Annotated in this window: 29 protein-coding genes; all 29 read left to right on the forward strand. The window is 56.4% G+C overall.

From position 1 onward, the window contains the following. Window positions 1-63 precede the first annotated feature (63 nt). Entirely contained in the window at window positions 64-498 is a 435-nt protein-coding gene (gene rplK, locus BA177_RS04840) for a 50S ribosomal protein L11 (RefSeq protein WP_068613587.1), read from the forward strand. Then, window positions 498-1,193: a 50S ribosomal protein L1 gene (rplA, locus tag BA177_RS04845; RefSeq protein WP_068613590.1), complete on the forward strand. Its 696-nt coding sequence runs from the start codon at window positions 498-500 to the stop codon at window positions 1,191-1,193. Before rplK ends, rplA begins: the two co-directional genes overlap by 1 nt. 331 nt (window positions 1,194-1,524) lie before the next feature. After that, window positions 1,525-2,049, forward strand: a complete 525-nt coding sequence (gene rplJ / locus BA177_RS04855) for a 50S ribosomal protein L10 (protein ID WP_068613595.1) — start codon at window positions 1,525-1,527, stop codon at window positions 2,047-2,049. A 54-nt stretch (window positions 2,050-2,103) separates the two neighbouring features. Continuing rightward, the gene (gene rplL / locus BA177_RS04860) at window positions 2,104-2,481 is read left to right on the forward strand and encodes a 50S ribosomal protein L7/L12 (protein ID WP_068613599.1); all 378 of its coding nucleotides are present in this window, start codon (window positions 2,104-2,106) and stop codon (window positions 2,479-2,481) included. 253 nt (window positions 2,482-2,734) lie between these two features. Further along, window positions 2,735-6,814, forward strand: coding sequence for a DNA-directed RNA polymerase subunit beta (gene rpoB / locus BA177_RS04865; RefSeq protein ID WP_068613602.1), 4,080 nt, complete (start codon window positions 2,735-2,737; stop codon window positions 6,812-6,814). After that, window positions 6,814-11,070 (forward strand): DNA-directed RNA polymerase subunit beta', encoded by a 4,257-nt coding sequence (gene rpoC, locus BA177_RS04870; protein WP_068613605.1) that lies wholly within the window; start codon window positions 6,814-6,816, stop codon window positions 11,068-11,070. Before rpoB ends, rpoC begins: the two co-directional genes overlap by 1 nt. Window positions 11,071-11,352: 282 nt before the next feature. After that, complete coding sequence (rpsL, locus tag BA177_RS04875) at window positions 11,353-11,727, forward strand: 30S ribosomal protein S12 (RefSeq protein WP_068618920.1); 375 nt, start codon at window positions 11,353-11,355, stop codon at window positions 11,725-11,727. 107 nt (window positions 11,728-11,834) lie between these two features. Continuing rightward, window positions 11,835-12,314: a 30S ribosomal protein S7 gene (gene rpsG, locus BA177_RS04880; RefSeq protein ID WP_068613608.1), complete on the forward strand. Its 480-nt coding sequence runs from the start codon at window positions 11,835-11,837 to the stop codon at window positions 12,312-12,314. Window positions 12,315-12,351: 37 nt separating this feature from the next. Then, window positions 12,352-14,445, forward strand: coding sequence for an elongation factor G (fusA, locus tag BA177_RS04885; protein WP_068613611.1), 2,094 nt, complete (start codon window positions 12,352-12,354; stop codon window positions 14,443-14,445). A 65-nt stretch (window positions 14,446-14,510) separates the two neighbouring features. Next, window positions 14,511-15,701, forward strand: a complete 1,191-nt coding sequence (tuf, locus tag BA177_RS04890) for an elongation factor Tu (protein ID WP_068613575.1) — start codon at window positions 14,511-14,513, stop codon at window positions 15,699-15,701. A 134-nt stretch (window positions 15,702-15,835) separates the two neighbouring features. After that, window positions 15,836-16,150 carry a 30S ribosomal protein S10 gene (rpsJ, locus tag BA177_RS04895; protein ID WP_068613614.1) on the forward strand — a complete coding sequence of 105 codons (315 nt, stop codon included), beginning with the start codon at window positions 15,836-15,838 and terminating at the stop codon, window positions 16,148-16,150. 624 nt (window positions 16,151-16,774) lie between these two features. Beyond that, window positions 16,775-17,434 (forward strand): 50S ribosomal protein L3, encoded by a 660-nt coding sequence (rplC, locus tag BA177_RS04900; protein ID WP_068613617.1) that lies wholly within the window; start codon window positions 16,775-16,777, stop codon window positions 17,432-17,434. After that, entirely contained in the window at window positions 17,434-18,036 is a 603-nt protein-coding gene (gene rplD, locus BA177_RS04905; protein WP_068613620.1) for a 50S ribosomal protein L4, read from the forward strand. The genes rplC and rplD overlap by 1 nt, the downstream gene beginning before the upstream one ends. After that, window positions 18,033-18,341, forward strand: coding sequence for a 50S ribosomal protein L23 (gene rplW, locus BA177_RS04910; RefSeq protein WP_068613622.1), 309 nt, complete (start codon window positions 18,033-18,035; stop codon window positions 18,339-18,341). The genes rplD and rplW overlap by 4 nt, the downstream gene beginning before the upstream one ends. A gap of 34 nt (window positions 18,342-18,375) precedes the next feature. Further along, on the forward strand, window positions 18,376-19,206 hold the full coding sequence (gene rplB, locus BA177_RS04915; protein ID WP_068613625.1) for a 50S ribosomal protein L2: 831 nt from the start codon (window positions 18,376-18,378) through the stop codon (window positions 19,204-19,206). Window positions 19,207-19,293: 87 nt separating this feature from the next. Then, the gene (gene rpsS / locus BA177_RS04920; protein ID WP_068613628.1) at window positions 19,294-19,563 is read left to right on the forward strand and encodes a 30S ribosomal protein S19; all 270 of its coding nucleotides are present in this window, start codon (window positions 19,294-19,296) and stop codon (window positions 19,561-19,563) included. Between the two features lie 9 nt (window positions 19,564-19,572). Beyond that, on the forward strand, window positions 19,573-19,905 hold the full coding sequence (gene rplV / locus BA177_RS04925; RefSeq protein ID WP_068613631.1) for a 50S ribosomal protein L22: 333 nt from the start codon (window positions 19,573-19,575) through the stop codon (window positions 19,903-19,905). A 24-nt stretch (window positions 19,906-19,929) separates the two neighbouring features. Further along, entirely contained in the window at window positions 19,930-20,625 is a 696-nt protein-coding gene (rpsC, locus tag BA177_RS04930; protein ID WP_068613634.1) for a 30S ribosomal protein S3, read from the forward strand. Between the two features lie 15 nt (window positions 20,626-20,640). Next, window positions 20,641-21,054 carry a 50S ribosomal protein L16 gene (gene rplP / locus BA177_RS04935; protein WP_068613637.1) on the forward strand — a complete coding sequence of 138 codons (414 nt, stop codon included), beginning with the start codon at window positions 20,641-20,643 and terminating at the stop codon, window positions 21,052-21,054. Next, on the forward strand, window positions 21,054-21,257 hold the full coding sequence (gene rpmC / locus BA177_RS04940; RefSeq protein ID WP_068613640.1) for a 50S ribosomal protein L29: 204 nt from the start codon (window positions 21,054-21,056) through the stop codon (window positions 21,255-21,257). The genes rplP and rpmC overlap by 1 nt, the downstream gene beginning before the upstream one ends. Beyond that, window positions 21,254-21,538, forward strand: coding sequence for a 30S ribosomal protein S17 (gene rpsQ, locus BA177_RS04945; RefSeq protein WP_068613643.1), 285 nt, complete (start codon window positions 21,254-21,256; stop codon window positions 21,536-21,538). Before rpmC ends, rpsQ begins: the two co-directional genes overlap by 4 nt. Window positions 21,539-21,588: 50 nt before the next feature. Then, window positions 21,589-21,957, forward strand: coding sequence for a 50S ribosomal protein L14 (gene rplN / locus BA177_RS04950; protein WP_068613645.1), 369 nt, complete (start codon window positions 21,589-21,591; stop codon window positions 21,955-21,957). Window positions 21,958-21,985: 28 nt separating this feature from the next. After that, complete coding sequence (gene rplX, locus BA177_RS04955; protein ID WP_068613648.1) at window positions 21,986-22,300, forward strand: 50S ribosomal protein L24; 315 nt, start codon at window positions 21,986-21,988, stop codon at window positions 22,298-22,300. A gap of 62 nt (window positions 22,301-22,362) precedes the next feature. Continuing rightward, entirely contained in the window at window positions 22,363-22,902 is a 540-nt protein-coding gene (rplE, locus tag BA177_RS04960; protein WP_068613651.1) for a 50S ribosomal protein L5, read from the forward strand. 11 nt (window positions 22,903-22,913) lie between these two features. Beyond that, window positions 22,914-23,219 (forward strand): 30S ribosomal protein S14, encoded by a 306-nt coding sequence (rpsN, locus tag BA177_RS04965; RefSeq protein WP_068613654.1) that lies wholly within the window; start codon window positions 22,914-22,916, stop codon window positions 23,217-23,219. A gap of 13 nt (window positions 23,220-23,232) precedes the next feature. Beyond that, window positions 23,233-23,628 carry a 30S ribosomal protein S8 gene (gene rpsH, locus BA177_RS04970; RefSeq protein ID WP_068613657.1) on the forward strand — a complete coding sequence of 132 codons (396 nt, stop codon included), beginning with the start codon at window positions 23,233-23,235 and terminating at the stop codon, window positions 23,626-23,628. A 32-nt stretch (window positions 23,629-23,660) separates the two neighbouring features. After that, window positions 23,661-24,194 carry a 50S ribosomal protein L6 gene (rplF, locus tag BA177_RS04975; protein ID WP_068613661.1) on the forward strand — a complete coding sequence of 178 codons (534 nt, stop codon included), beginning with the start codon at window positions 23,661-23,663 and terminating at the stop codon, window positions 24,192-24,194. Window positions 24,195-24,243: 49 nt separating this feature from the next. Further along, the gene (gene rplR / locus BA177_RS04980; protein WP_269465652.1) at window positions 24,244-24,597 is read left to right on the forward strand and encodes a 50S ribosomal protein L18; all 354 of its coding nucleotides are present in this window, start codon (window positions 24,244-24,246) and stop codon (window positions 24,595-24,597) included. Between the two features lie 47 nt (window positions 24,598-24,644). Further along, entirely contained in the window at window positions 24,645-25,151 is a 507-nt protein-coding gene (gene rpsE, locus BA177_RS04985) for a 30S ribosomal protein S5 (protein WP_068613665.1), read from the forward strand. The last annotated feature ends 26 nt before the right edge of the window (window positions 25,152-25,177 follow it).

Genomic DNA, 25,177 nt, shown 5'->3' on the forward strand with positions numbered 1-25,177 from the left:
CTGCCCGACAACCAGAAACTACGAGGAGCCCTAACAAGGCGTTTGTACTCGAGGAGCAATTTAATGGCTAAGAAAGTAACTGGCTACATCAAGCTGCAGGTTCCTGCAGGCCAGGCAAACCCAAGTCCACCCGTTGGCCCCGCACTGGGTCAGCACGGTGTGAACATCATGGAATTCTGCAAGGCATTCAATGCCGAGACGCAGAGCATTGAGCAGGGTCTGCCCATTCCTGTGGTGATTACTGTTTACAGTGACCGCAGCTTTACGTTCATTACCAAGACGCCGCCGGCCGCTGTGCTGCTGCGCAAGGCTGCTGGTATCAAGAAAGGTTCCGGCACGCCGAACACCACGAAAGTGGGCAAGGTCAGCCGTGCTCAGCTCGAAGAAATCGCGACCACCAAGATGCCCGATCTCACTGCCGCCGAAATGGAAGCAGCTGTGCGAACGATTGCCGGCACTGCCCGCAGCATGGGTATCGATGTAGAGGGAGTGAACTGATGGCTGGCATGAGCAAGCGCAAGAAACTGGCGCGCGAAAAAGTATCAGCAACAACGGCGTACCCATTGGCGGACGCCCTGGCGTTGGTCAAAGAACTGGCATCAGCCAAGTTTGCAGAAAGTATTGATGTTGCCGTGAACCTCGGCGTTGATCCGCGTAAATCGGATCAGGTTGTGCGTGGTTCAACGGTGTTGCCGCATGGCACGGGCAAGACGGTTCGGGTGGCTGTGTTTGCCCAGGGGGAAAACGCCGAGAAGGCGAAAGCAGCCGGTGCTGATATCGTTGGTTTCGACGATCTCGCGGCGACCGTAAAAGAAGGCGAACTGAACTTTGACGTTGTCATCGCTACTCCGGATGCAATGCGCGTCGTTGGTCAGCTTGGCCAGATTCTTGGTCCGCGCGGACTGATGCCCAACCCGAAAGTCGGCACCGTTACAGCAGACGTCGAAACGGCTGTGAAAAACGCCAAAGCAGGTCAGGTGCGCTATCGCACGGACAAGGCCGGCATTATTCATTGCCCGATCGGTCGTGCTGATTTCGATGTGGCGTCGCTTACCGGCAACCTGTATGCGTTGCTTGCAGACCTGCGAAAGGCCAAGCCGGCATCGGCAAAAGGTGTTTATTTCAAACGACTCACCGTGTCCTCAACCATGGGGCCGGGTGTGTCTGTAGATCAGGCAACAGTAGACGCATAAGCCTGAGATTGAGTTTGCCCTCCCGCTGACGACAGGTGGTGAGAGGGCGAATGGCCGGGTAACCGGCCATCGTCGAAGACCGTAGGTGGGCGATGTGACTATCGTTCTTAATTGACGAACAGCCTCAGCCTACGCAGATGGTGATACCTGAATCAGAGCAATCTGCACGACGGTCACCGTTATCGACACCCGGGAGGGTATCTGCAGTTCGTTTGCAGGCCATCCCAACGGCAAGCGAACCGGCGCGCCATTGGCGTGGCTGGTGAGAAGGCCAGAAAAGGGCGGATGAGATTTTTCATCCGATTGTGTGACCGTAAGCCAGGAGAAATTCATGGCACTGAGACTCGAAGACAAGAAAGCTTTTGTCAAAGAGGTAAATGCGGTTGCGGTTGACTCTATTACCGCTGTTGCAGCGGAGTACAGAGGGTTGACTGTTTCTGAGATGACAGCATTGCGCGCTGAAGCCCGTAATGCTGGCGTGTACATGCGTGTGGTTAAAAACACGCTGGCTCGCCGCGCCATCCAGGGCACCGAGTTCGAGTGTATGCAAGACACACTCAAGGGCCCGTTGCTGCTTGCATTTTCCAAAGAGGATCCGGGTGCCGCTGCCAGGATAATTAAGAACTTCGCGAAAGATCACGAGGCACTTAAGGCGGTTTCGCTGTCTGCCGGTGGACAGTTGTTGGAAGCAAGTGAGCTGTCAAAGCTCGCCGAGCTGCCAACGCTGGACCAGGCACGCGCGATGCTGCTGGGCGTCATGATGGCTCCGATGTCCAAACTGGTACGGACCTTGGCCGAACCGCCTGCAATGCTCGCACGGACGTTGTCCGCACGCGCTTCGCAGGAAGCGGCCTGAGAAACGGATCGAAATCGTATTTAACTGATTCAGGATTTATTGAGGTATTTAGAAATGGCATTGTCCAACGCAGATCTGCTCAAAGAATTGAGCGCCAAGCCCATTATGGAAGTGGTTGAGCTCGTCAAGATGCTCGAAGAAGAGTGGGGCGTATCCGCTGCAGCTCCGGTAGCTGTTGCAGCCGCCGCTGGCGGTGGCGAAGCTGCCGCAGCCGAAGAGAAGACCGAATTTGACGTGGTACTGGCCAGCTTTGGCAGCAACAAGGTTGCTGTTATTAAGGCTGTTCGCGCCATCACCGGTCTCGGCCTTAAGGAAGCGAAAGACGCTGTCGAAGGCGCACCTTCAACGGTCAAGGAAGGCGCTTCGAAAGACGACGCCGAGAACTTCAAGAAGCAGCTTGAAGAAGCCGGCGCTACTGTCGAGCTTAAGTAAATCGATCACGTGGAGTTTATCCGCGGGTCGGCAAGCAGCCGGCGGGGAAACCCGCCCGGCTGCTTGTTCGTGTCTGCCTCTTTTGCAGATACAGCAAGTGTGAGTAAAGCAGCCGCGTAAGCGCGACTGTCAGGTAAGACCGCGGCTGCCGGTGTGCAGTAGTTTGACCAACTTTGAAATTTGGAAGTGACTGGCCGTGAAGGCGCCAGGACGGCAAAAGCCAGCTACTTCCTTTAGTTAAGGGTAACCTCGAATGGCCTATTCATTCACTGAGAAAAAGCGCATCCGCAAGGACTTCGGCAAACGGCCCACGATTCTGAATGTGCCGTACCTGTTGTCGATCCAGCTGGATTCTTACGCGAAATTCCTGCAGGTGGACTGCGAAGTGGATCAGCGTCTGGACGCTGGTTTGCATGCGGCTTTCCAGACGGTGTTTCCGATTGTCAGCTACTCAGGCAATGCGGCGCTGGAATACGTGAGTTATCGCCTTGGCGATCCGGTATTCGACGTCAAGGAATGCCAGATGCGCGGCCTGACGTACGCAGCTCCGATTCGAGTGAAAGTTCGACTGGTTATTTATGATAAGGAAGCGAGTGGCACACCGAAGCCGGTGAAAGACATTCGTGAGCAGGAAGTGTATCTCGGCGAAATGCCGTTGATGACCGATCACGGTACTTTCGTGATCAACGGTACCGAGCGCGTTATTGTTTCGCAGCTGCACCGTTCTCCCGGCGTGTTTTTTGATCACGACAAGGGCAAGACACACTCTTCGGGCAAGCTGTTGTTCTCGGCCCGGATCATTCCATACCGTGGTTCCTGGCTCGATTTCGAATTCGATCCGAAAGACAGCGTGTTCGCTCGTATTGACCGTCGCCGCAAACTGCCGGTTACGATCATCATGCGCGCGCTTGGCTTGTCGAACGAAGAAATGCTGGACCTGTTCTTCGATACCAACGACTTCTACCTCTCCGATAAAGAAATTCGCATGGGCCTCGTGCCCGAGCGTCTGCGTGGTGAAACCGCGATTTTCGATATCAAGCTGGGTCGCAAGCTGATCGTTGAAGAAGGTCGCCGCATTACCGCGAAGCACGTTCGCGAAATGGAAAATTCCAAAGTTACGGATCTGGTCGTGCCGCCCGAGTACCTTGAAGGCAAGGTGCTGGCACACGACGTGGTCGATACGGAAACCGGCGAATTGCTGGCTGCCGCCAATGACGACCTGACACCGGAACTGATTGAGGCATTGATTGCCGCGGGCATCGAGCACATTCGCACGTTGTACGTGAACGACCTTGATCACGGCGCCTATATTTCAAACACGCTGAAAATTGATCCATCAACCACTCGCCTTGAAGCGCTGGTTGAGATTTATCGCATGATGCGTCCGGGCGAGCCGCCGACCAAGGAAGCCGCCGAGAACCTGTTCCAAAACCTGTTCTTCAATGCCGATCGCTACGACCTGTCGTCAGTCGGTCGTATGAAGTTCAATCGCCGTGTCGGCCGGGATACCTCGGAAGGCAGTGGTGTGCTGGACAAGGACGATATCCTCGATGTGTTGAAAACGCTGGTCGATATTCGTAACGGCCATGGCAGCGTCGATGATATCGATCACCTTGGCAACCGCCGTGTACGCAGTGTCGGTGAGATGGCGGAGAATGCCTTCCGCGTCGGACTCGTTCGCGTAGAGCGGGCGGTCAAGGAACGCCTTACCCAGGCTGAAACGGAAGGCCTGATGCCGCAGGAAATGATTAACGCGAAGCCCGTTGCGGCAGCCGTTAAAGAGTTTTTCGGTTCCAGCCAGTTGTCGCAGTTCATGGATCAGAACAACCCGTTGTCGGAAGTCACTCACAAACGCCGTGTCTCGGCGCTTGGGCCGGGTGGTTTGACGCGCGAACGTGCGGGCTTCGAGGTGCGCGACGTGCACCCGACTCATTACGGCCGTGTGTGCCCGATTGAAACGCCGGAAGGCCCGAATATTGGTCTGATCAACTCGCTGGCCGTTTACGCGCGTACCAACGATTACGGCTTCCTCGAAACGCCTTACCGCAAAGTTAAAGACGGCAGCGCGACGACGGATATCGAATACCTGTCCGCAATCGAAGAAAGTAACTTCGTGATTGCCCAGGCAAATGCCGAGCTCGACGACAAAGGGCGTTTCACGGAAGAGCTGGTTTCCGTTCGTCATCAGAATGAATTCTCGCTCGCGAATCCGTCGACTATCGAATACATGGACGTCAGCCCGCGGCAGATCGTCTCGGTAGCAGCCTCGCTGATTCCGTTCCTTGAGCACGATGACGCCAACCGGGCATTGATGGGCTCTAACATGCAACGCCAGGCTGTGCCGACACTGCGCTCTGAAGCGCCGCTGGTTGGTACCGGCATGGAGCGTGCGGTTGCGGTGGACTCCGGTGTGACGGTAGTCGCTAAACGTGGCGGTATCGTTGATTCGGTTGACGCCTCACGCATCGTCGTACGGGTTAACGATGACGAGGCCGGCGCGTTTGAATCCGGTGTCGACATTTACAATCTGACGAAATACACGCGTTCCAACCAGAACACGTGTATCAACCAGCGGCCGCTGGTTGGCGCCGGCAACAAGATTGCCGCCGGGGACGTTTTGGCTGACGGTCCGTCAACCAATCTCGGCGAACTGGCGCTCGGTCAGAACCTGCTGGTCGCGTTTATGCCCTGGAACGGCTACAACTTCGAGGATTCCATCCTTATCTCGGAGCGTGTGGTTCAGGAAGACCGTTTCACGACAATCCACATTGAAGAGCTGTCTTGTGTTGCGCGTGACACGAAGCTTGGCTCGGAAGATATTACGGCGGATATTCCGAACGTCGGCGATGCGGCACTTGCCAAGCTTGACGAGTCGGGTATCGCGTATATCGGTGCCGAGGTGAAGTCTGGGGACATCCTGGTAGGTAAGGTAACGCCGAAGGGCGAAACCCAGCTGACTCCGGAAGAGAAGTTGCTGCGTGCCATCTTCGGCGAGAAAGCTTCCGACGTTAAAGACACGTCGTTGCGCGTTCCGCCGGGTATGGACGGCACGGTTATCGACGTACGCGTCTTTACCCGTGACGGTGTCGACAAGGACGCACGTGCTCTGTCAATCGAAAAGTCCGAGCTCGAGAGCGTTCGCAAGGATCTCGACGATACGCTGCGCATCCTCGAAGAGGATATTTACCAGCGCGTCGAGCGAATGATCACTGGCAAGGTCGCCCAAGGTGGACCGAACAAACTGGCCGCTGGCAGCAAGATAACCAAAGCCTATCTCGACGAAATACCGCGCGAGCAGTGGTTCGAGGTTCGGCTGAAGAATGACGAAGCCAACGAGCAGCTCGAACGTTACGCGGAACGCCTGAAAACACAGGCGGCAGAGTTTGACCGCCGCTATGACGAGAAGAAGGCGAAAATCACGGCGGGCGACGATCTGGCGCCGGGCGTGCTGAAAATGGTCAAGGTCTATCTGGCCGTGAAACGGCGTATTCAGCCGGGTGACAAAATGGCTGGTCGTCACGGTAACAAGGGTGTGATTTCGACCATCGTTCCGGTGGAGGACATGCCGTATTCGAAGGACGGCACGCCGGTCGATATCGTGCTGAACCCGCTGGGCGTACCGTCACGCATGAACGTCGGACAGGTATTGGAGACGCATCTTGGCTGGGCGGCAAAAGGCCTCGGCAACAAGATCAGTCGCATGCTGCGCGCGCAGGAGTCGATCGTGAAGCTGCGCGGCTTCCTGGATGATATCTACAACAAGATCGGTGGCCGCAACGAAGACCTCGATTCGTTCTCCGACGACGAGATCATGGAGTTGTGTCGCAACCTGACCAGCGGTGTACCAACCGCAACGCCGGTATTCGACGGTGCCAATGAAGAAGAGATCAAACAGCTTCTGGCGCTGGCGGACTTGCCGGAGACCGGACAGACGCGCCTGATCGACGGTCGAACAGGTAACTCGTTCGATCGTGAGACCACGGTGGGTTACATGTACATGCTCAAACTCAACCACTTGGTGGATGACAAGATGCATGCGCGCTCCACTGGCCCGTACAGCCTCGTTACTCAGCAACCGCTGGGTGGTAAAGCGCAGTTCGGTGGCCAGCGCTTCGGTGAGATGGAGGTCTGGGCACTCGAAGCCTACGGCGCCGCCTACACCCTGCAGGAGATGCTGACCGTCAAGTCCGATGACGTGCAGGGCCGTACCAAGATGTACAAAAACATCGTTGACGGTGAGCACGAAATGGATGCCGGCATGCCTGAGTCCTTTAACGTACTGGTTAAAGAGATTCGCTCGCTGGGAATCAACATTGAACTGGAAACAGACTAATGAAAGATCTTCTGAAGCTTTTCAAGTACCAGAATCCCGTCGACGATTTCGATGCCATTCGCATCGGCCTCGCATCGCCGGACATGATTCGTTCCTGGTCTTTTGGCGAAGTCAAAAAACCGGAAACGATCAACTACCGCACCTTTAAACCGGAGCGTGATGGTCTGTTCTGCGCGAAAATCTTTGGCCCGATCAAAGATTACGAATGCCTGTGCGGCAAGTACAAGCGTCTGAAGCACCGCGGTGTGGTCTGTGAGAAGTGTGGCGTTGAAGTCACCCAGACCAAAGTACGTCGTGAGCGTATGGCGCACATTGACCTGGCGAGCCCTGTTGCGCACATCTGGTTCCTGAAGTCACTGCCGTCACGTATTGGCCTCATGCTGGACATGACCCTGCGCGAGATTGAGCGGGTTCTGTATTTCGAAGCCTTTGTGGTGATCGAGCCGGGCATGACGCCGCTGGAGCGCGGCCAGCTCATGACCGACGAAATGTACCTCGATGCCATCGAGCAGTACGGCGACGAATTCGATGCCCGTATGGGTGCCGAGGCTGTTCGCGAGATGCTGATGACCATCGACCTGCAGCGCGAGATGTTGCAGGTTCGTGAGGACATGGGTGCGACCCGTTCCGAGACCAAGATCAAGCGACTGTCGAAACGACTGAAGCTGATCGAATCGTTCATCGAATCCGGTAACAAGCCGGAATGGATGGTCCTGACGGTATTGCCGGTCCTGCCGCCCGATCTGCGCCCGCTGGTGCCGCTCGACGGTGGTCGTTTCGCGACCTCGGATCTGAACGATCTGTACCGCCGCGTGATCAACCGCAACAACCGTTTGCGTCGCCTGCTGGAACTCAATGCGCCGGACATCATCGTGCGCAACGAGAAGCGCATGCTGCAGGAGTCGGTTGACGCCCTGCTCGATAACGGCCGTCGCGGTCGTGCCATCACCGGCACGAACAAGCGTCCGCTCAAATCACTGGCAGACATGATCAAAGGCAAGCAGGGTCGTTTCCGTCAGAACCTGCTCGGCAAGCGTGTTGACTACTCCGGCCGTTCGGTCATCGTGGTCGGCCCGACGCTGCGTCTGCACCAGTGCGGCCTGCCGAAGAAAATGGCACTCGAGCTTTTCAAGCCGTTCATTTTCTCCAAGCTGCAATTGCGTGGCGAAGCTACGACCATCAAAGCGGCGAAGCGTCTTGTAGAGCGTGAAGGTCCGGAAGTCTGGGACATCCTCGAGGAAGTGATCCGCGAGCACCCGGTCATGTTGAACCGTGCGCCGACGCTGCATCGTCTTGGTATTCAGGCGTTCGAGCCGGTTCTGATTGAGGGTAAAGCGATCCAGCTGCACCCGCTCGTCTGTACCGCATTCAACGCTGACTTCGACGGCGACCAGATGGCTGTTCACGTACCGTTGTCCATTGAAGCGCAGCTTGAAGCACGCGCTCTGATGATGGCGTCGAACAACATTCTGTCACCGGCCAACGGCGATCCGATCATCGTGCCATCGCAGGACGTTGTACTGGGTCTGTATTACATGACCCGCAACAAAGTGAACGCGAAAGGCGAGGGCATGTTGTTCTCGGATGTTGACGAAGCCCGTCGCGCTTATGAGAACGGTGTCGTCGAACTGCAGGCACGGGTCAAAGTACGCGTTCCGATGCACGAGCTGGACAGTGAGGGCGAGGTGGCCTCGCGGGTTGAGGTTGTTGAAACCACGGTTGGTCGTGCTTTGTTGTCGACGCTGTTGCCGAAAGGCTTGTCTTTCGATGTCATCAATCGTGACATGACGAAGAAAGCGATCTCCAACACGATCAACGCTTGCTACCGCAACCTCGGCCTGAAAAAGACCGTCGTGTTTGCCGACCGCCTGATGTACACGGGTTTCCGCTTCGCAACGATCGCGGGCATTTCCATCGGCGTGAACGACATGGTCGTGCCGGAAACCAAAGAGTCGATTCTGGCTGGCGCTGAAGCCGAAGTGAAAGAGATTCAGGATCAATATTCGTCCGGTCTCGTTACTGAAGGCGAGCGCTACAACAAAGTCGTCGATATCTGGTCGCGCACCAATGATCAGATTGCCAAGGCGATGATGGACAAGCTCGGCTCGGAAACAGTCATCGACTCCAAAGGTGTCGAGGTTGATCAGGAATCGTTCAACTCGATCTACATGATGGCCGACTCCGGTGCTCGTGGTTCTGCTGCGCAGATTCGTCAGCTCGCCGGTATGCGAGGCCTGATGGCCAAGCCGGATGGCTCGATCATCGAAACCCCCATTACGGCTAACTTCCGCGAAGGTCTGGACGTACTGCAGTACTTCATCTCGACTCACGGTGCTCGTAAGGGTCTGGCTGATACCGCGCTGAAAACCGCAAACTCGGGTTACCTCACTCGCCGTCTGGTCGACGTAGCGCAGGATCTTGTGGTGACCGAGGTTGATTGCGGAACGCAGCAAGGCGTTTCCATGTCACCGCTGGTTGAAGGTGGCGACGTTGTCGAGCCATTGCGCGAACGCGTACTGGGTCGTGTGGTTGCCCAGGCGGTGCTCATTCCGGGTACGGACAAGGTTGCTTTTGATGCTGGCACGATGCTGGACGAAGCTGCCGTATCGCGCCTCGAAGACCTGTCGATCGATCAGGTATGGGTGCGTTCGCCGATTACCTGTGAGATTCGCTACGGCGTTTGTGCCCAGTGCTACGGTCGCGACCTGGCGCGCGGTACCCGCATCAACATCGGTGAGGCTGTCGGCGTTATTGCGGCACAGTCTATCGGTGAGCCGGGCACGCAGTTGACGATGCGTACCTTCCATATCGGTGGTGCGGCGTCTCGTTCTGCAGCGGTCAACTCGATCGAAATCAAGAACAACGGCATCGTCAAGCTCAACAACATCAAGACCGTCGTGAACAAGGACAGTCACCTGGTGGCTGTATCGCGGTCCGGTGAAATATCGGTCATTAATGAACATGGACGTGAGCGTGAGCGGTACAAGGTGCCGTACGGCGCAACCATCACGGCGCAGGACGGCGACAAGGTCAGTCAGGGCCAGGTTGTGGCCAACTGGGATCCGCATACTCACCCGGTTGTCACCGAGGTGTCGGGTTATCTGCACTTTGAAGACTTCGAAGACGGCATCACGGTTAGCGAACAGATCGATGAATTCACCGGTCTGACCAGCATCGTTGTGCTTGACCCGAAAGCGCGCGGTGGCAGTGGTAAGGACTTGCGTCCTGTCGCCAAGCTGGTCGACTCGGAAGGTGTTGAGCTTTGCTTTGCGAACACGGATATCCCGGCGGTCTACGCATTGCCGGCCGGCGCAATTATCTCGATGTCAGACGGCGCCGAGGTTCAGGTCGGTGACGTTATTGCCCGTATCCCGCAGGCTTCTTCGAAGACCCGCGATATCACCGGTGGTTTGCCGCGTGTTGCCGACTTGTTCGAAGCCAGAAAGCCGAAAGAGCCGGCAATCATGGCGGAGTACTCGGGTACGGTCAGCTTCGGCAAGGAAACCAAAGGCAAGCGTCGTCTCGTCATTACGGACGAAGCGGGTGATAGCCATGAGGAGCTGATTCCGAAGTGGCGCCATCTGAACGTGTTCGAGGGTGAGCAGGTCGCGGCCGGTGAAGTGATCGCCGACGGTGAACCGAACCCGCATGACATTCTCAGACTGCGTGGCGTTGAAGAGCTGTCCGATTACCTCGTCCGCGAGATTCAGGACGTTTACCGGCTGCAGGGCGTGAAGATCAACGACAAGCACATCGAGGTGATTATTCGCCAGATGCTGAGAAAAGTGCTGGTGGTCGATCCAGGCGAAAGTACCTTCCTGCGCGCCGAACAGCTCGACAAGGCGCGTGCCCTGGAAGTTCAGGAGCAGCTGGCTGCGCAAAACAAGGACAACCTGACCTACGAGCCGATGTTGCTGGGTATTACCAAGGCATCGCTGGCGACCGAATCCTTTATTTCCGCTGCATCGTTCCAGGAAACGACCCGCGTGCTCACAGAAGCCGCCGTTCGGGGCCTGAAGGACGATCTGCGCGGCCTGAAGGAAAACGTCATCGTCGGTCGCTTGATACCGGCCGGTACCGGTTTTGCGCACCACGCCGAACGGCGCCGGACGCGCGAACAGGATTTCGCCGACCAGTTGAAAGAGCTTGAGGACAAGGGCGTGGCAGCGGTTGCAGAGGCCGCAGCGGCAGCAGAAGCCGATGCCGATGCCAATGAGAGTGAGGCGGCGTCCGAGGAAACCTCGGCAGCCGAATAGCGGGACTGTGTGCGGCCTGCCGGCAGCGGAGCGCTGTCGGCAGGCCGCTTGACACCTGCTCGCGGGCATCAATACAATGCCCGCCCTTACTCAAACGGGCCCGCTGCCGGCGGGCCCTATGTTTACGGGCGTGAACGGCGCAAGATCCTGATCTGTTTGGGGTTCGGCGCGACCACGCCGGCCTTGCAGGCCGCCGCGCAACAGGGCGGGCTGCGGGTTGTTGTGCGTGAAACGGCACATGAAGACTATCTTTTAATAGACGACAGAGAAGAGACAAGGCCTATGGCCACTACAAATCAACTAGTTCGCAACCCGCGTTCGGTCAAAGCGGCAAAAAGCGGTGTACCTGCGCTTGAGGGCTGTCCTCAGAAGCGCGGCGTCTGTACCCGTGTTTACACCACGACGCCGAAGAAACCTAACTCGGCCATGCGCAAAGTGGCTCGTGTCCGCCTGACCAATGGCTTCGAAGTCACCAGTTACATCGGTGGTGAGGGCCATAACCTGCAAGAGCACTCGGTTGTGCTGATTCGCGGCGGTCGTGTGAAAGACTTGCCGGGTGTGCGTTATCACACCGTGCGCGGCACGCTCGATTGCGCTGGCGTTGGCGATCGTCGCCAGGGCCGCTCCAAGTACGGTGCGAAGCGGCCCAAGTCGTAGTCGTCGTTGCAGGCTGTCAGTACGACGGGCTGCGACGTGCGCAACGCTGACCCAAGGCCAAGACTAATCCTCCCCGGACTAATCCCCGGGCACGAAAGAGACTAACCATGTCAAGAAGAACACAGGCTCCGAAACGCCACATTCTGCCGGATCCCAAGTACGGTAGTGACCTCCTTGCAAAATTCATGAACATGATCATGAATGACGGCAAGAAGTCGGTTGCTGAGCGCATTATTTACGGCGCCCTGGACCGTATTACCGAAAAGGCAGCGGCGGACGCCGACAAACCTTTGGAAGTTCTTGAGCTCGCTCTCGAAAACGTCAAGCCTGTGGTCGAGGTTAAATCTCGCCGCGTTGGTGGCGCTACCTACCAGGTGCCCATCGAGGTTCGTCCGGCTCGTCGCCAGACGCTGGCTATGCGTTGGGTCATCGAAGCCGCGCGCAAGCGCAGCGAGAAGTCCATGGCGCATCGACTGGCTCATGAGCTGATGGAAGCGGCAGAGAATCGCGGTACCGCGGTCAAGAAGAAAGAAGACACGCACCGTATGGCTGAGGCAAACAAGGCGTTCTCGCACTACCGTTGGTAGTCGCTGACCCGTATCTGTCTTTTCCAGGTTTATTCCCGTGCCCCGCACAACTCCTATCGATCGTTATCGCAACATCGGCATCATGGCTCACATTGATGCTGGCAAGACGACTACGACCGAGCGCGTACTGTTCTATACCGGCGTATCGCACAAGATAGGTGAAGTCCATGATGGCGCGGCCGTTATGGACTGGATGGAGCAGGAGCAGGAACGCGGTATTACGATCACCTCCGCGGCGACTACCTGCTTCTGGCAGGGCATGGACAAGCAGTTCGAGCAGCACCGCATCAATATCATTGATACGCCGGGGCACGTTGACTTCACGATTGAGGTCGAGCGCAGCCTGCGGGTGCTGGACGGTGCCGTGACGGTGCTTTGTTCGGTGGGTGGTGTTGAGCCGCAGACGGAGACGGTCTGGCGGCAGGGTAACAAGTACCACGTGCCGCGCATGATCTTCGTCAACAAGATGGATCGTGCAGGCGCGGATTTTCTGCGCGTAGTGAAGCAGGTTGAGACCCGACTCGGCGCCAAGCCGGTGCCGGTGCAATTGCCGATAGGCGCAGAAGAAAACTTCGAAGGTGTTATCGACCTGATCCGCATGCAGGCCATTTACTGGGATGCGGACAACATGGGCATGACCTATGAGGCGCGGGAGATTCCAGCGTCGCTGAAGGCAGCCGCCGATGAGTGGCGTGCGCGCATGGTCGAGGCGGCAGCCGAGGGCTCTGAGGCGCTGCTGGAGAAATACCTGGGCGACGGTGAGTTGTCGGACGACGAGATCCGGCAGGGGCTGCGCAGTCGCACCCTGAAAAACGAAATAGTCCCGACGCTGTGTGGTTCGGCTTTTAAGAACAAAGGCGTGCAGGCAATGCTTGATGCCGTCGTGCATTACATGCCGTCACCGGCTGACGTTCCTGCGATCACGGGCTTGCTTGAAGACGAATCGGAGGCCGAACGGCATCCCGACGACAAAGAGCCGTTTGCGGCACTGGCGTTCAAGATTGCCACCGATTCGTTTGTCGGTAACCTGACCTTCTTCCGGGTGTATTCCGGCGTGCTGAATTCAGGCGATACCATTTACAACCCGATCAAGGGCAAGAAGGAGCGCATCGGCCGAATTTTGCAGATGCACTCAAACGATCGGCAGGAGATCAAGGAAGTGCGGGCTGGAGACATCGCCGCTGCCGTTGGTCTGAAAGACGTTACCACCGGCGACACGCTGACCGATCCGAAAGCGATCATCACGCTTGAACGCATGGAGTTCCCGGAACCGGTGATCTCCGTCGCGGTTGAGCCGCGCACCACGGTCGATCAGGAAAAAATGGGCGTGGCGCTGCAAAAGCTGGCCAAAGAGGATCCGTCTTTTCGGGTCCACACCGACGATGAATCGGGCCAGACGATTATTTCCGGCATGGGCGAGCTGCACCTCGACATCATCGTTGATCGGATGAAGCGCGAGTTCAAGGTAGAGGCCAATGTCGGCAAGCCGCAGGTGGCTTACCGCGAAACGATTCGCAAGACGGTCGAGCAGGAAGGTAAGTTTGTGCGCCAGTCTGGCGGTCGCGGCCAGTACGGCCACGTATTTCTGCGCATCGAGCCGCAGGAAGCCGGTGCCGGCTATGAATTCGTCAATGCGATTGTTGGCGGGGTTGTGCCGCGAGAATACATTGGCGCCGTCGATAAAGGCGTGCGCGAACAAATGGAAAACGGCGTTATCGCCGGGTATCCGCTGGTGGATTGCAAAGTCACCTTGTACGACGGCTCGTATCATGACGTTGACTCCAGCGAAATGGCGTTTAAGATCGCTGGCTCCATGGGTTTCCGTGACGGCGCGCTGAAAGCAAGCCCGGTGTTGCTTGAGCCGGTCATGAAAGTCGAAGTCGTCACGCCAGAAGACTACATGGGTGACGTTATGGGCGACCTGAACCGTCGCCGCGGTCTGCCGCAAGGCATGGATGATTCGCCGTCAGGCAAGGTCATTCGTGCCGAAGTGCCGCTGGCCGAAATGTTCGGATACGCGACCGACCTGCGCTCCATGAGTCAGGGGCGTGCTGTGTATTCCATGGAATTTGAAAAATACGCCGAGGTGCCGAATAACGTCGCCGAGTCGGTCCTTAGAAAGGCAAGTTGATTGCGCGGCGATTCGTCGTTTTGCGTTCATGAATTCAAAGAAAACTCAGGAATTGGGATTTAGTTATGTCCAAAGCAAAATTTGAAAGAAACAAGCCGCACGTAAACGTAGGCACGATTGGTCACGTAGATCATGGCAAGACGACGTTGACAGCGGCGCTGACGAAAGTAATGGCGGAGACCTACGGTGGTGAAGTTTCGGCCTACGATCAGATTGACAATGCTCCTGAGGAGCGTGAGCGCGGCATTACGATTGCGACGGCGCACGTAGAGTACGAGAGCGAGAACCGTCATTACGCTCACGTTGACTGCCCGGGACACGCGGACTACGTGAAGAACATGATCACGGGCGCGGCGCAGATGGACGGCGCGATCCTGGTGGTCAGTGCGGCTGACGGCCCGATGCCACAGACCCGAGAGCACATCCTGCTGGCTCGCCAGGTCGGCGTGCCGTACATCGTGGTTTACCTGAACAAGGCTGACCAGGTGGATGACGAAGAGCTGTTGGAGCTGGTTGAGATGGAAGTGCGCGATCTTCTGTCGACCTACGAGTTCCCGGGCGACGACACCCCGATCGTAACGGGTTCGGCGCTGAAGGCGTTCGAAGGCGATACCTCCGACATCGGTGTTCCGTCGGTGGTCAAGCTGGTCGAAGCAATGGACAGCTACATTCCGCAGCCGGAGCGCGCGATTGATGGCGACTTCCTGATGCCGGTAGAGGACGTGTTCTCTATCTCGGGTCGAGGCACGGTAGTGACCGGTCGTATCGAGCGCGGCATCGTGAAGGTAGGCGATGAAATCGCGATCGTGGGTATCAAGGACACGTTGAAGACGACCTGCACAGGCGTTGAGATGTTCCGCAAGCTGCTTGACCAGGGTCAGGCGGGCGACAACGTGGGCGTACTGTTGCGCGGCACGAAGCGCGAAGAAGTGGAGCGCGGTCAGGTACTGGCGAAGCCGGGCTCGATCACGCCGCACACCAAGTTCGAGGCGGAAGTCTACATTCTGAGCAAGGATGAAGGCGGTCGTCACACGCCGTTCTTCAAGGGCTACCGTCCGCAGTTTTACTTCCGTACGACGGACGTAACGGGCGCCTGCGAATTGCCGGAAGGCACCGAGATGGTGATGCCGGGCGACAACGTGCAGATGGTCGTAGAGCTGATCGCACCGATCGCGATGGAAGACGGTCTGCGCTTTGCTATCCGCGAAGGTGGCCGCACGGTCGGCGCTGGCGTGGTTGCGAAAGTTATTGAGTAATGCACGAAGGCGTCAGGCTCTGGGTAGAGCCTGACGCCGACTGCTTTAAAGCCGGGATTGTCACCGGGCGAAGCAGAACGCAAACAACCATTTCCAACGCCGCTGGTGGCGCTGGATCAAGAGAACTTAGAGACATGGCTACTAACCAAAACATCAGAATCCGGCTGAAAGCGTTCGATCATCGCCTGATTGACAACTCGGCCCGCGAAATCGTGGACACGGCCAAGCGCACCGGCGCGACCGTCAAAGGCCCGATTCCGCTGCCCATGAAGATGGAGCGCTTCACGGTCCTGATTTCGCCGCACGTGAACAAGGACGCGCGGGATCAGTACGAGATTCGCACCCACAAGCGCTTGATGGACATCATGGATCCGACGGACAAGACCGTTGATGCGTTGATGAAGCTTGAGCTGCCAGCGGGCGTCGACGTTCAGATAAAACTGAATTAGTTTCGACTGGGTAATGCACCAGTCCTTCCTCGGGGAGGCTGGTGATTACCGGGTTCGGTGGAGATGCTGGATTGAGAGCTACGGCGGTCTGAGTCCTAACGGTCGGCTTTTCAAGCTTCTCAGACCGGCAATTGCACGCTTTATCGGGTGCTCTTGCTGGTCGGTTCTGTCAGAGACAGGCATAACCACCACGCAATAAAATGCGGGGCAGGGCTTTTATTTCTCGCCTCGCAGTAAGTCAGCCAATTTGTGACCCGAAAGGCCTTGCTAAGCAAAGTAACGTGGGTATAATGGCTGGCTCGACTGGGCTTGGCCGCTCCGGGAATGGGCCAGGTTCAAAAAGCGTCACACGGTCTCGACCTTGTGGCGCTTAATGTTAGGTCGCCAGATAACCCGACGGCGTACTCGGCAAATCCCGGGCAGCCGGTCTAGCACCGGAATCAGGGTCAGCTCCAGAGCATCGAATCCACGGATTCGCGCGACAGCTGGCCCTTTCGTGTGTTTGAGAGATACGCGAGAAGACAGTTACGGCCAATCGAAGTCGTAACGGTGAAGATAATTGTAGATAGCGAAAACCGTTTATTAGAGGCGCTGACCAATCGAAGTCGGTGCGAGGTTTGAGAAATGACAATGGGTATTGTTGGCCGCAAAAGCGGCATGACACGTATCTTTACGGAAGACGGTGCATCCATACCGGTAACCGTGATTGAGGCGCAACCGAACCGCATCACCCAGGTGAAGTCTGTGGATGTCGATGGTTATTCTGCATTGCAGGTAACCGCTGGCAGTCGTCGGGCGTCCCGGGTACGTAAGTCTGCTGCAGGCCACTTCGCAGCGGCAAAGGTAGAGGCTGGCGATATCGTTACTGAGTTCCGTCTGGACGGTACTGAAGGCGAATTCGAGCTGGGTGGCGAGCTTAAAGTGGATATGTTCGAGGCAGGCCAGAAGGTCGACGTCATCGGCACCACGATTGGTAAGGGCTTTGCCGGTACCGTTAAGCGCCACAACTTCAGCATGCAGGATGCAACTCACGGTAACTCGGTGTCGCACCGTGCACCGGGTTCCATTGGTCAGAACCAGACTCCAGGCCGCGTATTCAAGGGCAAGAAAATGTCCGGTCACATGGGTAACGTTCGCCGCACCGCTCAGAGCCTTGAAGTGGTTCGCGTTGATGCGGAGCGTAACCTGTTGTTGATCAAGGGCGCTGTCCCGGGGCATGCAGGTGGTAAGGTCATCGTGCAACCCGCCGTCAAGTTCAAGAATAAGAACAAGGGAGCTGCATAATGAAATTGAAGATGCAGGGTAGTGGCTCCGTTGAAGTGGCTGATGCAGCGTTCGGCGCCGCCTATAACGAGGCGCTTATTCACCAGGTTGTAACCGCATTTCTGGCTGGCGCACGCGCTGGTACCAAGGCGCAGAAGAATCGCGCGGCGGTACGTGGCGGTGGTGCAAAGCCCTGGCGGCAGAAAGGCACGGGTCGCGCCCGCGCAGGTACGATCCGCAGCCCGATCTTTGTCGGTGGCGGTCGTGCATTTGCCGCAGTGCCGCGGGATCACAGCAAGAAAGTGAACCGCAAGATGTACCGCGCCGCATTGCGTTCGGTCTTTTCAGAGCTGGTTCGCCAGGACCGGCTCGTCGTAACCGAAGAGATTCGGCTGGACGCGCCCAAGACCAAAGACATGGTTGCCTTGCTGAAGAAGCATGAGGTCGACAACGTGTTGCTGGTCAATGAGGCGTTTGACGAAAACGTATTTTTGTCGGTACGCAACTTGCCAAATGTTGGTATCTGCGACGCGGGCTCGATTGACCCGGTTGTGTTGTTGCGTTTCGAAAAGGTGCTGATCACCTTGCCGGCGCTGAAGCTGATTGAGGAGCGTTTGTCATGAGCCAGGCTTTACATCAAGAGCGGCTGATGACGATTATCAAAGGTCCGCATCTCTCAGAGAAAAGCACGATCGTCGCTGAAGCAAGCAACCAGATCGTATTTCGTGTCCGTACGGATGCGAATAAGGCCGAAATCAAGAAAGCCGTCGAGCTGCTGTTCGAGGTTGCTGTCGACAACGTCACCGTTGTGAACGTTCGCGGCAAAGTAAAGCGTCACGGACAGTCTATGGGCCGTCGCTCGAGCTGGAAAAAAGCGTACGTGAAGCTGGCCGAAGGCAGTCAGATTGACTTCCTGGGCGCCGAGTAAAGGTCGCTACGCGAAAAGGACACGGTAAAGAATCATGCCATTACATAAATCAAAACCGACATCGGCTGGTCGTCGCTTCCAGGTAGCGGTCAAGACGCCCGGGCTTCACAAGGGTAAGCCGCACGCGGCGTTGCTTGAAAAGAAGTCCAAGTCCGGTGGTCGTAATAACAACGGTCGCATCACGGTTCGTCATCACGGTGGCGGGCATAAGCAGCATTACCGTGTTATCGATTTCAAGCGCGACAAAGACGGTGTGCCGGGCGTGGTTGAGCGGCTGGAATACGATCCGAATCGTAGCGCGCACATTGCATTGATCAAGTATGCCGACGGTGAGCGTCGTTACATTCTCGCAGCGAAAAACCTGGAGCAGGGTGCTCCGGTTTCCAGCGGCGAAGATGCGCCGATCAAGCCAGGCAATGCATTGCCGCTGAAGAGCATCCCGGTTGGTACAACGGTGCACAATATTGAAATGAAGCCGGGCAAGGGCGGTCAGATGGCGCGCTCTGCCGGTGCCGGCGCACAGCTGGCTGCTCGTGAAGGTGCTTACGCTACCTTGCGGCTGCGTTCGGGTGAAACCCGGCGCGTGCACATCGATTGTCGCGCAACGGTGGGCGAGGTCGGTCACGGCGAGCACAACCTGCGCAAGCTCGGTAAAGCCGGTGCCAAACGCTGGCGCGGTGTACGGCCGACGGTTCGCGGTGTTGCGATGAACCCGGTTGATCATCCGCACGGTGGTGGTGAAGGCCGCACCTCGGGTGGTCGTCACCCGGTGAGCCCGTGGGGTACCCCGACCAAGGGTTACAAGACGCGTTCGAACAAGCGCACCGACAACATGATTATTCGTCGTCGGAAGCGTAAGAAGTAGTCCGGTAAGAATTAGGTAAATCCAGCGGCTGGTCCGGTAAGAATCGGGAAGTGCTGGGATAACGGAAATGACAGGAGCTGGTATCAAATGCCACGTTCAGTAAGGAAAGGCCCGTTCGTTGATGGGCATCTGGCCAAGAAAGTGACGGCAGCGTCGGCCAAGAATGACCGTCGTCCGATCAAGACCTGGTCGCGTCGATCAATGGTGCTGCCGGATATGGTTGGCCTGACGATCGCTGTGCATAACGGACGTCAGCATGTACCTATCCTGATTTCGGAAAACATGGTGGGTCACAAACTGGGTGAGTTCGCGGTTACGCGTACCTTTAAAGGTCACTCCGGCGACCGTAAGACCTAAGGAACTGAGATGTTAGTTGCAGCAACACTTCGATACGCACGCATTTCGCCACAGAAATGTCGCCTTATGGCTGACGCAATCCGTGGCAAGAGCGTTGATGAGGCAATCAGAACCCTCACGTTTACGCCAAAGAAAAGTGCGCAGATCGTGAAGAAGGTGCTTGAGTCGGCTATTGCCAATGCCGAGCACAATCATGGCGCTGATATTGACGAGCTGAAGGTCGCGACCATTGAAGTAAATGAAGCGCCGTCGCTCCGCCGCTACCGTGCTCGTGCGAAGGGTCGTGGCGCGCGCATTATCAAGCGCAACAGTCACATTACTATTCGCGTCGGCGACGAATAACGCGGGAATAAGCGAGAGAATCGTATGGGTCAGAAAGTACATCCAACAGGTATTCGACTTGGCATCGTCAAGGATTGGGCGTCCAAGTGGTACGCCGATTCCAAGACGTTCCCGGAATACATCAGCTCCGATCACAAGGTGCGTGAATTCGTTAAGCAGAAGCTTAAAGATGCATCGGTCAGTCGTATTGCGATTGAACGTCCGGCGAAGAAGTTGAACATCACTATCTTCACCGCGCGTCCAGGCATCGTTATCGGCAAGAAAGGTGAGGACATTGAGAAGCTGCGTGCTGAAGTGTCGTCACTGATCGGAATGAACGTCAATGATGTGCGTATCAACATCAATGAAGTTCGCAAACCTGAAATGGATGCTCAGCTCGTTGCAGAAGGCATTGCACAGCAGCTGGAACGTCGCGTGATGTTTCGTCGTGCTATGAAGCGTGCCGTAACCAATACGATGCGCGTTGGTGCTGAAGGCATCAAAGTTAAAGTTGGTGGTCGTTTGAACGGCGCAGAAATCGCGCGTTCAGAATGGTACCGAGAAGGTCGGGTACCGCTGCACACACTGCGTGCGGACATCGATTACGGTTTTGCCGAGGCCCGTACAACGTACGGAATCATCGGCGTGAAAGTCTGGATATTCAAAGGCGAAGTCTTTGATAAGCCGGTCCCCGCTGCTGCACCTGCTGAAAAGCAGGAAGCTGCCGCTGGCGCTAGCTAAGCTCAGGACGGAACAATGTTACAGCCCAAGAGAACAAAATTCAGGAAGCAGATGAAAGGCCGCAACCGCGGTCTTGCGCAGCGCGGCAGCGACGTATCGTTTGGTACGTATGGGCTGAAAGCGACAGAGCGCGGTCGTCTGACGGCTAGGCAAATTGAAGCGGCGCGACGTGCAATGACACGTCACATCAAGCGCGGTGGCAAGATCTGGATCCGGGTATTCCCGGACAAGCCGATCACCAAGAAGCCGCTTGAAGTGCGCCAGGGTAAAGGTAAGGGCAACGTCGAATACTGGGTCTGTCAGATTCAGCCAGGTCGTGTCCTGTATGAGATGGAAGGTGTAACGGAAGAGATTGCGCGCGAGGCGTTTCGCCTGGCTGCCGCTAAGCTACCGTTCCCGACCACGTTTGTTACGCGGACGGTGATGTGATGATAGCCAGTGAATTGCGTTCGAAGTCGGTAGCTGAATTGCAGGAAGAACTGGTTGCGCTGCGTCGCGAGCAATTTAACCTGCGCATGCAGCAGTCAACCGGGCAGCTCAATCACAACCATGAGCACGGCCGGGTTCGAAAAGATATTGCGCGCGTCAAGACTGTGATTAACGAGTTGTCGCGCCAGGGTGAGCAGAAATGAGTGAAGCAGCGAAGCCAGCTGACGCCAAGATCAAGCGGACGGTCACCGGCCGTGTTGTCAGCAACAAGATGGATAAAACAGTTTCCGTCTACATCGAACGCGTAATCAAGCATGAGACCTACGGCAAGTACATTCGCCGCAGTTCAAAAGTGCTGGCGCACGATGAGTCGAATGACTGCAACGAAGGCGATCGGGTAGCAATCAGTGAGTGCCGCCCAATGTCCAAGCGTAAAGCCTGGCAGGTCGTAAATATTATTGAACGTGCTGTGCAAGACAAATAGCGCGCTCCAGTAAATACGTATTAATAAAGTTTGATTGACGGAATACAGCCATGATTCAGATGCAGACAGTTCTGGATGCCGCCGATAACTCGGGTGCACGACGCGTGCAGTGCATCAAGGTGCTGGGCGGATCAAAACGCCGCTACGCTGCCGTTGGCGATGTGATCAAAGTCAGTGTTAAAGACGCGATCCCACGCGGCAAAGTGAAAAAAGGCGAGGTCTACAATGCCGTCGTCGTACGTACCCGTAAGGGTGTACGTCGTTCGGATGGCTCTCTGATTCGATTTGATGGCAATGCGGCAGTACTGCTGAATGCACGCCTCGAACCGATTGGTACTCGCATCTTCGGCCCGGTGACTCGCGAACTGCGAACCAGCCGGTTTATGAAGATCATCTCACTGGCGCCGGAAGTGCTGTAAGCGCTTAAGCGAATAAGGTCAGGAACAGATGAACAAGATTAAGAAAGGCGACGAAGTTATCGTCACCACAGGTAAGGATAAGGGTCGTCGAGGCACCGTCCTTCAGGTATTCGCGGACGAGCGGCTGCTGGTTGAGGGCATTAACGTCGCCAAGAAGCACCAGAAGGGTAATCCGAACATGGGTGTTGAAGGTGGCATCGTCGATAAGACTATGCCGATCAGTATTTCGAACGTTCTGGTGTTTAACCCGAAGACGAAGAAAGGCGAACGCGTCGGCTTCAAGGTTACGGACGGCGAGAAAATCCGGGTATTCCGCAAGAGCGGCGAGCCGGTAGACCTTTAAGAACGCCAACGAACAGTGTCATGCGAACTTGAATAGAGAGTTCGCACCAGGTGGATTTAGAAATGGCCAGATTGCAGGAACAGTACAAAGCAGAGTTGCACGATCAGATCCGGAAGAAGCTGGGTGTTGAGAATGCAATGGAAGTGCCGCGGATCACGAAGATCACGCTGAACATGGGCGTGGGCGAAGCTGTGGCCGACAAGAAGATTCTTGATAACGCGGTCAGAGACATGGAAATGATTGCCGGGCAAAAGGCGGTTCGTACGCTGGCTCGCAAGTCCGTGGCTGGCTTCAAGATTCGCGACGGTTACCCGATTGGTTGCAAGGTGACTTTGCGCCGCGAACGAATGTATGAGTTCCTTGACCGTTTGGTGAACATTGCCATTCCGCGTATCCGGGATTTCCGGGGTCTTAACCCGAAGTCTTTTGATCGTCAGGGCAACTACAGCATGGGTGTTTCCGAGCAGATTATTTTCCCGGAAATCAATTACGACCAGATTGACGCAATCCGCGGTATGGATATCACGATATCCACCACGGCACGTAATCCGGCGGAAGGACGGGCGCTGCTTGAAGCGTTCAACTTCCCCTTCAAGAAGTAAGAGACGGAACTATGGCGAAGAAGTCCATGATCATGCGCGAGCTGAAGCGAGAAAAGCTTGCTGCACGCTACGCGAAGAAACGCGCTGCCTTGAAAGAAACGATTCGTAGTCCGAAGACGAGCGATGACGAGCGTGCCGCGGCTCAAGCGAAACTGAACGCGTTGCCACGTGATTCGAGTTCCAGCCGTAAGCGTAATCGTTGTTCGATCACCGGCCGACCGCACGGCGTATATCGCAAGTTCGGTCTCGGACGAAACAAGCTGCGTGAAGCAGCCATGAAAGGTGAAATTCCGGGCCTGACCAAGGCGAGTTGGTAGGCGGAGATAGAAAATGAGTATGACTGATCCCATTTCTGACATGTTGACCCGTATTCGTAACGGTCAGCATGCCCGCAAAACCAGCGTCTCAATGCCTGGTTCCAAAGCGAAAGTTGCTTTGGCCAAGGTTTTGCAGGACGAGGGTTATATAGGCAAGTTCAGCGACGAAGGCGAGGCTGCCAGCAGAACGCTGACGATCGAGCTTAAGTATTTCGAGGGCACGCCTGTAATCGAGCGCATCCAGCGTGTCAGCAAGCCCGGCCTGCGGATTTTCCGTGGCAAAGAAGAGCTGCCAAAAGTACTTGGCGGTCTGGGTGTTGCCATCGTATCGACTTCGGCCGGTGTGATGAGTGATCGCGAAGCGCGTGCCAAAGGTATCGGCGGCGAGGTGCTGTGCGTCGTTTCCTGATGCATACACACGCTGAATAACGAGTTACGACTATGTCCAGAATTGCAAAATATCCCGTTGAACTGCCGAAAGGCGTTGAGTTCAACCTGAGCGGCACGACCGTTACCGTCAAAGGCAGCAAAGGCAGCCTGTCGATGGAACTGAATTCCGAAGTCGAGTTGGTCCAGGAAGGCACCCAGGTGACGGCAAAGCCGCGCTCCGGATCGCGTTTCGCGGTTGCCATGTCCGGCACCGTGCGCGCGCTGCTGGCGAACATGACGCACGGGGTATCTGAAGGCTTTGAGAAAAAGCTGGAGTTGGTCGGCGTTGGTTATCGTGCTGCCGCACAGGGTAAGAAATTGAACCTGACCCTCGGCTTTTCGCACCCGGTTGAATACCCGGTGCCGGAAGGCATCACGATCGAAACACCGAGCCAGACCGAAGTTTTGGTCAAAGGTGCGGACAAACAACAGGTAGGCCAGGTGGCTGCCGAAATTCGACGCTTCCGTCCGCCCGAGCCGTACAAAGGCAAGGGTGTCCGCTACGCTGATGAGCGCGTAGTGATGAAGGAAGCGAAGAAGAAATAAGGCGCTGTAAGCAGCTGTCTTTCAAAAAACGGACGAGAACGTCATGAAACTGGACAAGAAGCAAAATCGTCAGCGTCGGGCCCGCAAGGGACGCGCTCGAATCGCGGAGTTGGCTGTCAATCGCCTGACCGTGCACCGTACGCCGCGGCATATCTATGCGCAGGTTATCGGGCCGGATGGCGGCACGGTACTGGCTGCCGCATCGACGGTGGAGCAAGACGTACGCAAGAATACCAAGAGCACTGGCAACACCGAGGCTGCTGCTATCGTAGGCGCGCGCATCGCAGAAAAAGCGAAAGCCGCCGGTATCGACACGGTTGCATTTGATCGCTCCGGGTTCCGCTATCACGGTCGCGTCAAGGCGCTGGCTGATGCGGCACGCGAAGCTGGACTGAAATTCTAAGAGATTAAGGATTGTTGGTAACCGCTAAGGCGGGCCGGGACAACACTATGGCAAGAAACGATCAAAATCAGAGTTCTGACGACCTTTTGGAAAAACTGGTCACCGTTAATCGCGTAGCGAAGGTGGTCAAGGGTGGTCGTCAGTTCGGTTTCACCGCGCTGACCGTGGTTGGTGATGGCAACGGCCGTGTAGGTTTCGGCTACGGCAAGGCACGCGAAGTGCCAATCGCCATACAAAAGGCGATGCAGTCAGCCAGAAAAGACATGATCAAGGTCAATCTGAACGGCGATACGCTGCAATACGCGAAGAAAGGCCGCCACGGTGCGACCTACGTGTACATGCAACCGGCCTCTGAAGGTACTGGCGTTATTGCCGGAGGCGCGATGCGCGCTGTATTCGAATGTGCCGGCGTGCGTAACGTGCTTGCCAAGAGCTACGGTTCGCGGAACCCGATCAACGTCGTACGGGCAACGATCAGTGCGTTAAAACAGATACATTCGCCGCGTTCAATCGCGGCCAAACGCGGCAAGAAGGTAAAAGAGATCCTGGCCTGATACAGGCTGCCGCTCGGATAGATTTT

This window comes from Woeseia oceani (assembly GCF_001677435.1).
GTDB lineage: Bacteria > Pseudomonadota > Gammaproteobacteria > Steroidobacterales > Woeseiaceae > Woeseia > Woeseia oceani.

Excerpts from the sequence above, each read along its gene's own strand:
- rplK (WP_068613587.1), top strand. The coding sequence starts at position 64 with ATGGCTAAGAAAGTAACTGGCTACATCAAGCTGCAGGTTCCTGCAGGC.
- rplA (WP_068613590.1), top strand. The coding sequence starts at position 498 with ATGGCTGGCATGAGCAAGCGCAAGAAACTGGCGCGCGAAAAAGTATCA.
- rplJ (WP_068613595.1), top strand. The coding sequence starts at position 1,525 with ATGGCACTGAGACTCGAAGACAAGAAAGCTTTTGTCAAAGAGGTAAAT.
- rplL (WP_068613599.1), top strand. The coding sequence starts at position 2,104 with ATGGCATTGTCCAACGCAGATCTGCTCAAAGAATTGAGCGCCAAGCCC.
- rpoB (WP_068613602.1), top strand. The coding sequence starts at position 2,735 with ATGGCCTATTCATTCACTGAGAAAAAGCGCATCCGCAAGGACTTCGGC.
- rpoC (WP_068613605.1), top strand. The coding sequence starts at position 6,814 with ATGAAAGATCTTCTGAAGCTTTTCAAGTACCAGAATCCCGTCGACGAT.
- rpsL (WP_068618920.1), top strand. The coding sequence starts at position 11,353 with ATGGCCACTACAAATCAACTAGTTCGCAACCCGCGTTCGGTCAAAGCG.
- rpsG (WP_068613608.1), top strand. The coding sequence starts at position 11,835 with ATGTCAAGAAGAACACAGGCTCCGAAACGCCACATTCTGCCGGATCCC.
- tuf (WP_068613575.1), top strand. The coding sequence starts at position 14,511 with ATGTCCAAAGCAAAATTTGAAAGAAACAAGCCGCACGTAAACGTAGGC.
- rpsJ (WP_068613614.1), top strand. The coding sequence starts at position 15,836 with ATGGCTACTAACCAAAACATCAGAATCCGGCTGAAAGCGTTCGATCAT.
- rplC (WP_068613617.1), top strand. The coding sequence starts at position 16,775 with ATGACAATGGGTATTGTTGGCCGCAAAAGCGGCATGACACGTATCTTT.
- rplD (WP_068613620.1), top strand. The coding sequence starts at position 17,434 with ATGAAATTGAAGATGCAGGGTAGTGGCTCCGTTGAAGTGGCTGATGCA.
- rplW (WP_068613622.1), top strand. The coding sequence starts at position 18,033 with ATGAGCCAGGCTTTACATCAAGAGCGGCTGATGACGATTATCAAAGGT.
- rplB (WP_068613625.1), top strand. The coding sequence starts at position 18,376 with ATGCCATTACATAAATCAAAACCGACATCGGCTGGTCGTCGCTTCCAG.
- rpsS (WP_068613628.1), top strand. The coding sequence starts at position 19,294 with ATGCCACGTTCAGTAAGGAAAGGCCCGTTCGTTGATGGGCATCTGGCC.
- rplV (WP_068613631.1), top strand. The coding sequence starts at position 19,573 with ATGTTAGTTGCAGCAACACTTCGATACGCACGCATTTCGCCACAGAAA.
- rpsC (WP_068613634.1), top strand. The coding sequence starts at position 19,930 with ATGGGTCAGAAAGTACATCCAACAGGTATTCGACTTGGCATCGTCAAG.
- rplP (WP_068613637.1), top strand. The coding sequence starts at position 20,641 with ATGTTACAGCCCAAGAGAACAAAATTCAGGAAGCAGATGAAAGGCCGC.
- rpmC (WP_068613640.1), top strand. The coding sequence starts at position 21,054 with ATGATAGCCAGTGAATTGCGTTCGAAGTCGGTAGCTGAATTGCAGGAA.
- rpsQ (WP_068613643.1), top strand. The coding sequence starts at position 21,254 with ATGAGTGAAGCAGCGAAGCCAGCTGACGCCAAGATCAAGCGGACGGTC.
- rplN (WP_068613645.1), top strand. The coding sequence starts at position 21,589 with ATGATTCAGATGCAGACAGTTCTGGATGCCGCCGATAACTCGGGTGCA.
- rplX (WP_068613648.1), top strand. The coding sequence starts at position 21,986 with ATGAACAAGATTAAGAAAGGCGACGAAGTTATCGTCACCACAGGTAAG.
- rplE (WP_068613651.1), top strand. The coding sequence starts at position 22,363 with ATGGCCAGATTGCAGGAACAGTACAAAGCAGAGTTGCACGATCAGATC.
- rpsN (WP_068613654.1), top strand. The coding sequence starts at position 22,914 with ATGGCGAAGAAGTCCATGATCATGCGCGAGCTGAAGCGAGAAAAGCTT.
- rpsH (WP_068613657.1), top strand. The coding sequence starts at position 23,233 with ATGAGTATGACTGATCCCATTTCTGACATGTTGACCCGTATTCGTAAC.
- rplF (WP_068613661.1), top strand. The coding sequence starts at position 23,661 with ATGTCCAGAATTGCAAAATATCCCGTTGAACTGCCGAAAGGCGTTGAG.
- rpsE (WP_068613665.1), top strand. The coding sequence starts at position 24,645 with ATGGCAAGAAACGATCAAAATCAGAGTTCTGACGACCTTTTGGAAAAA.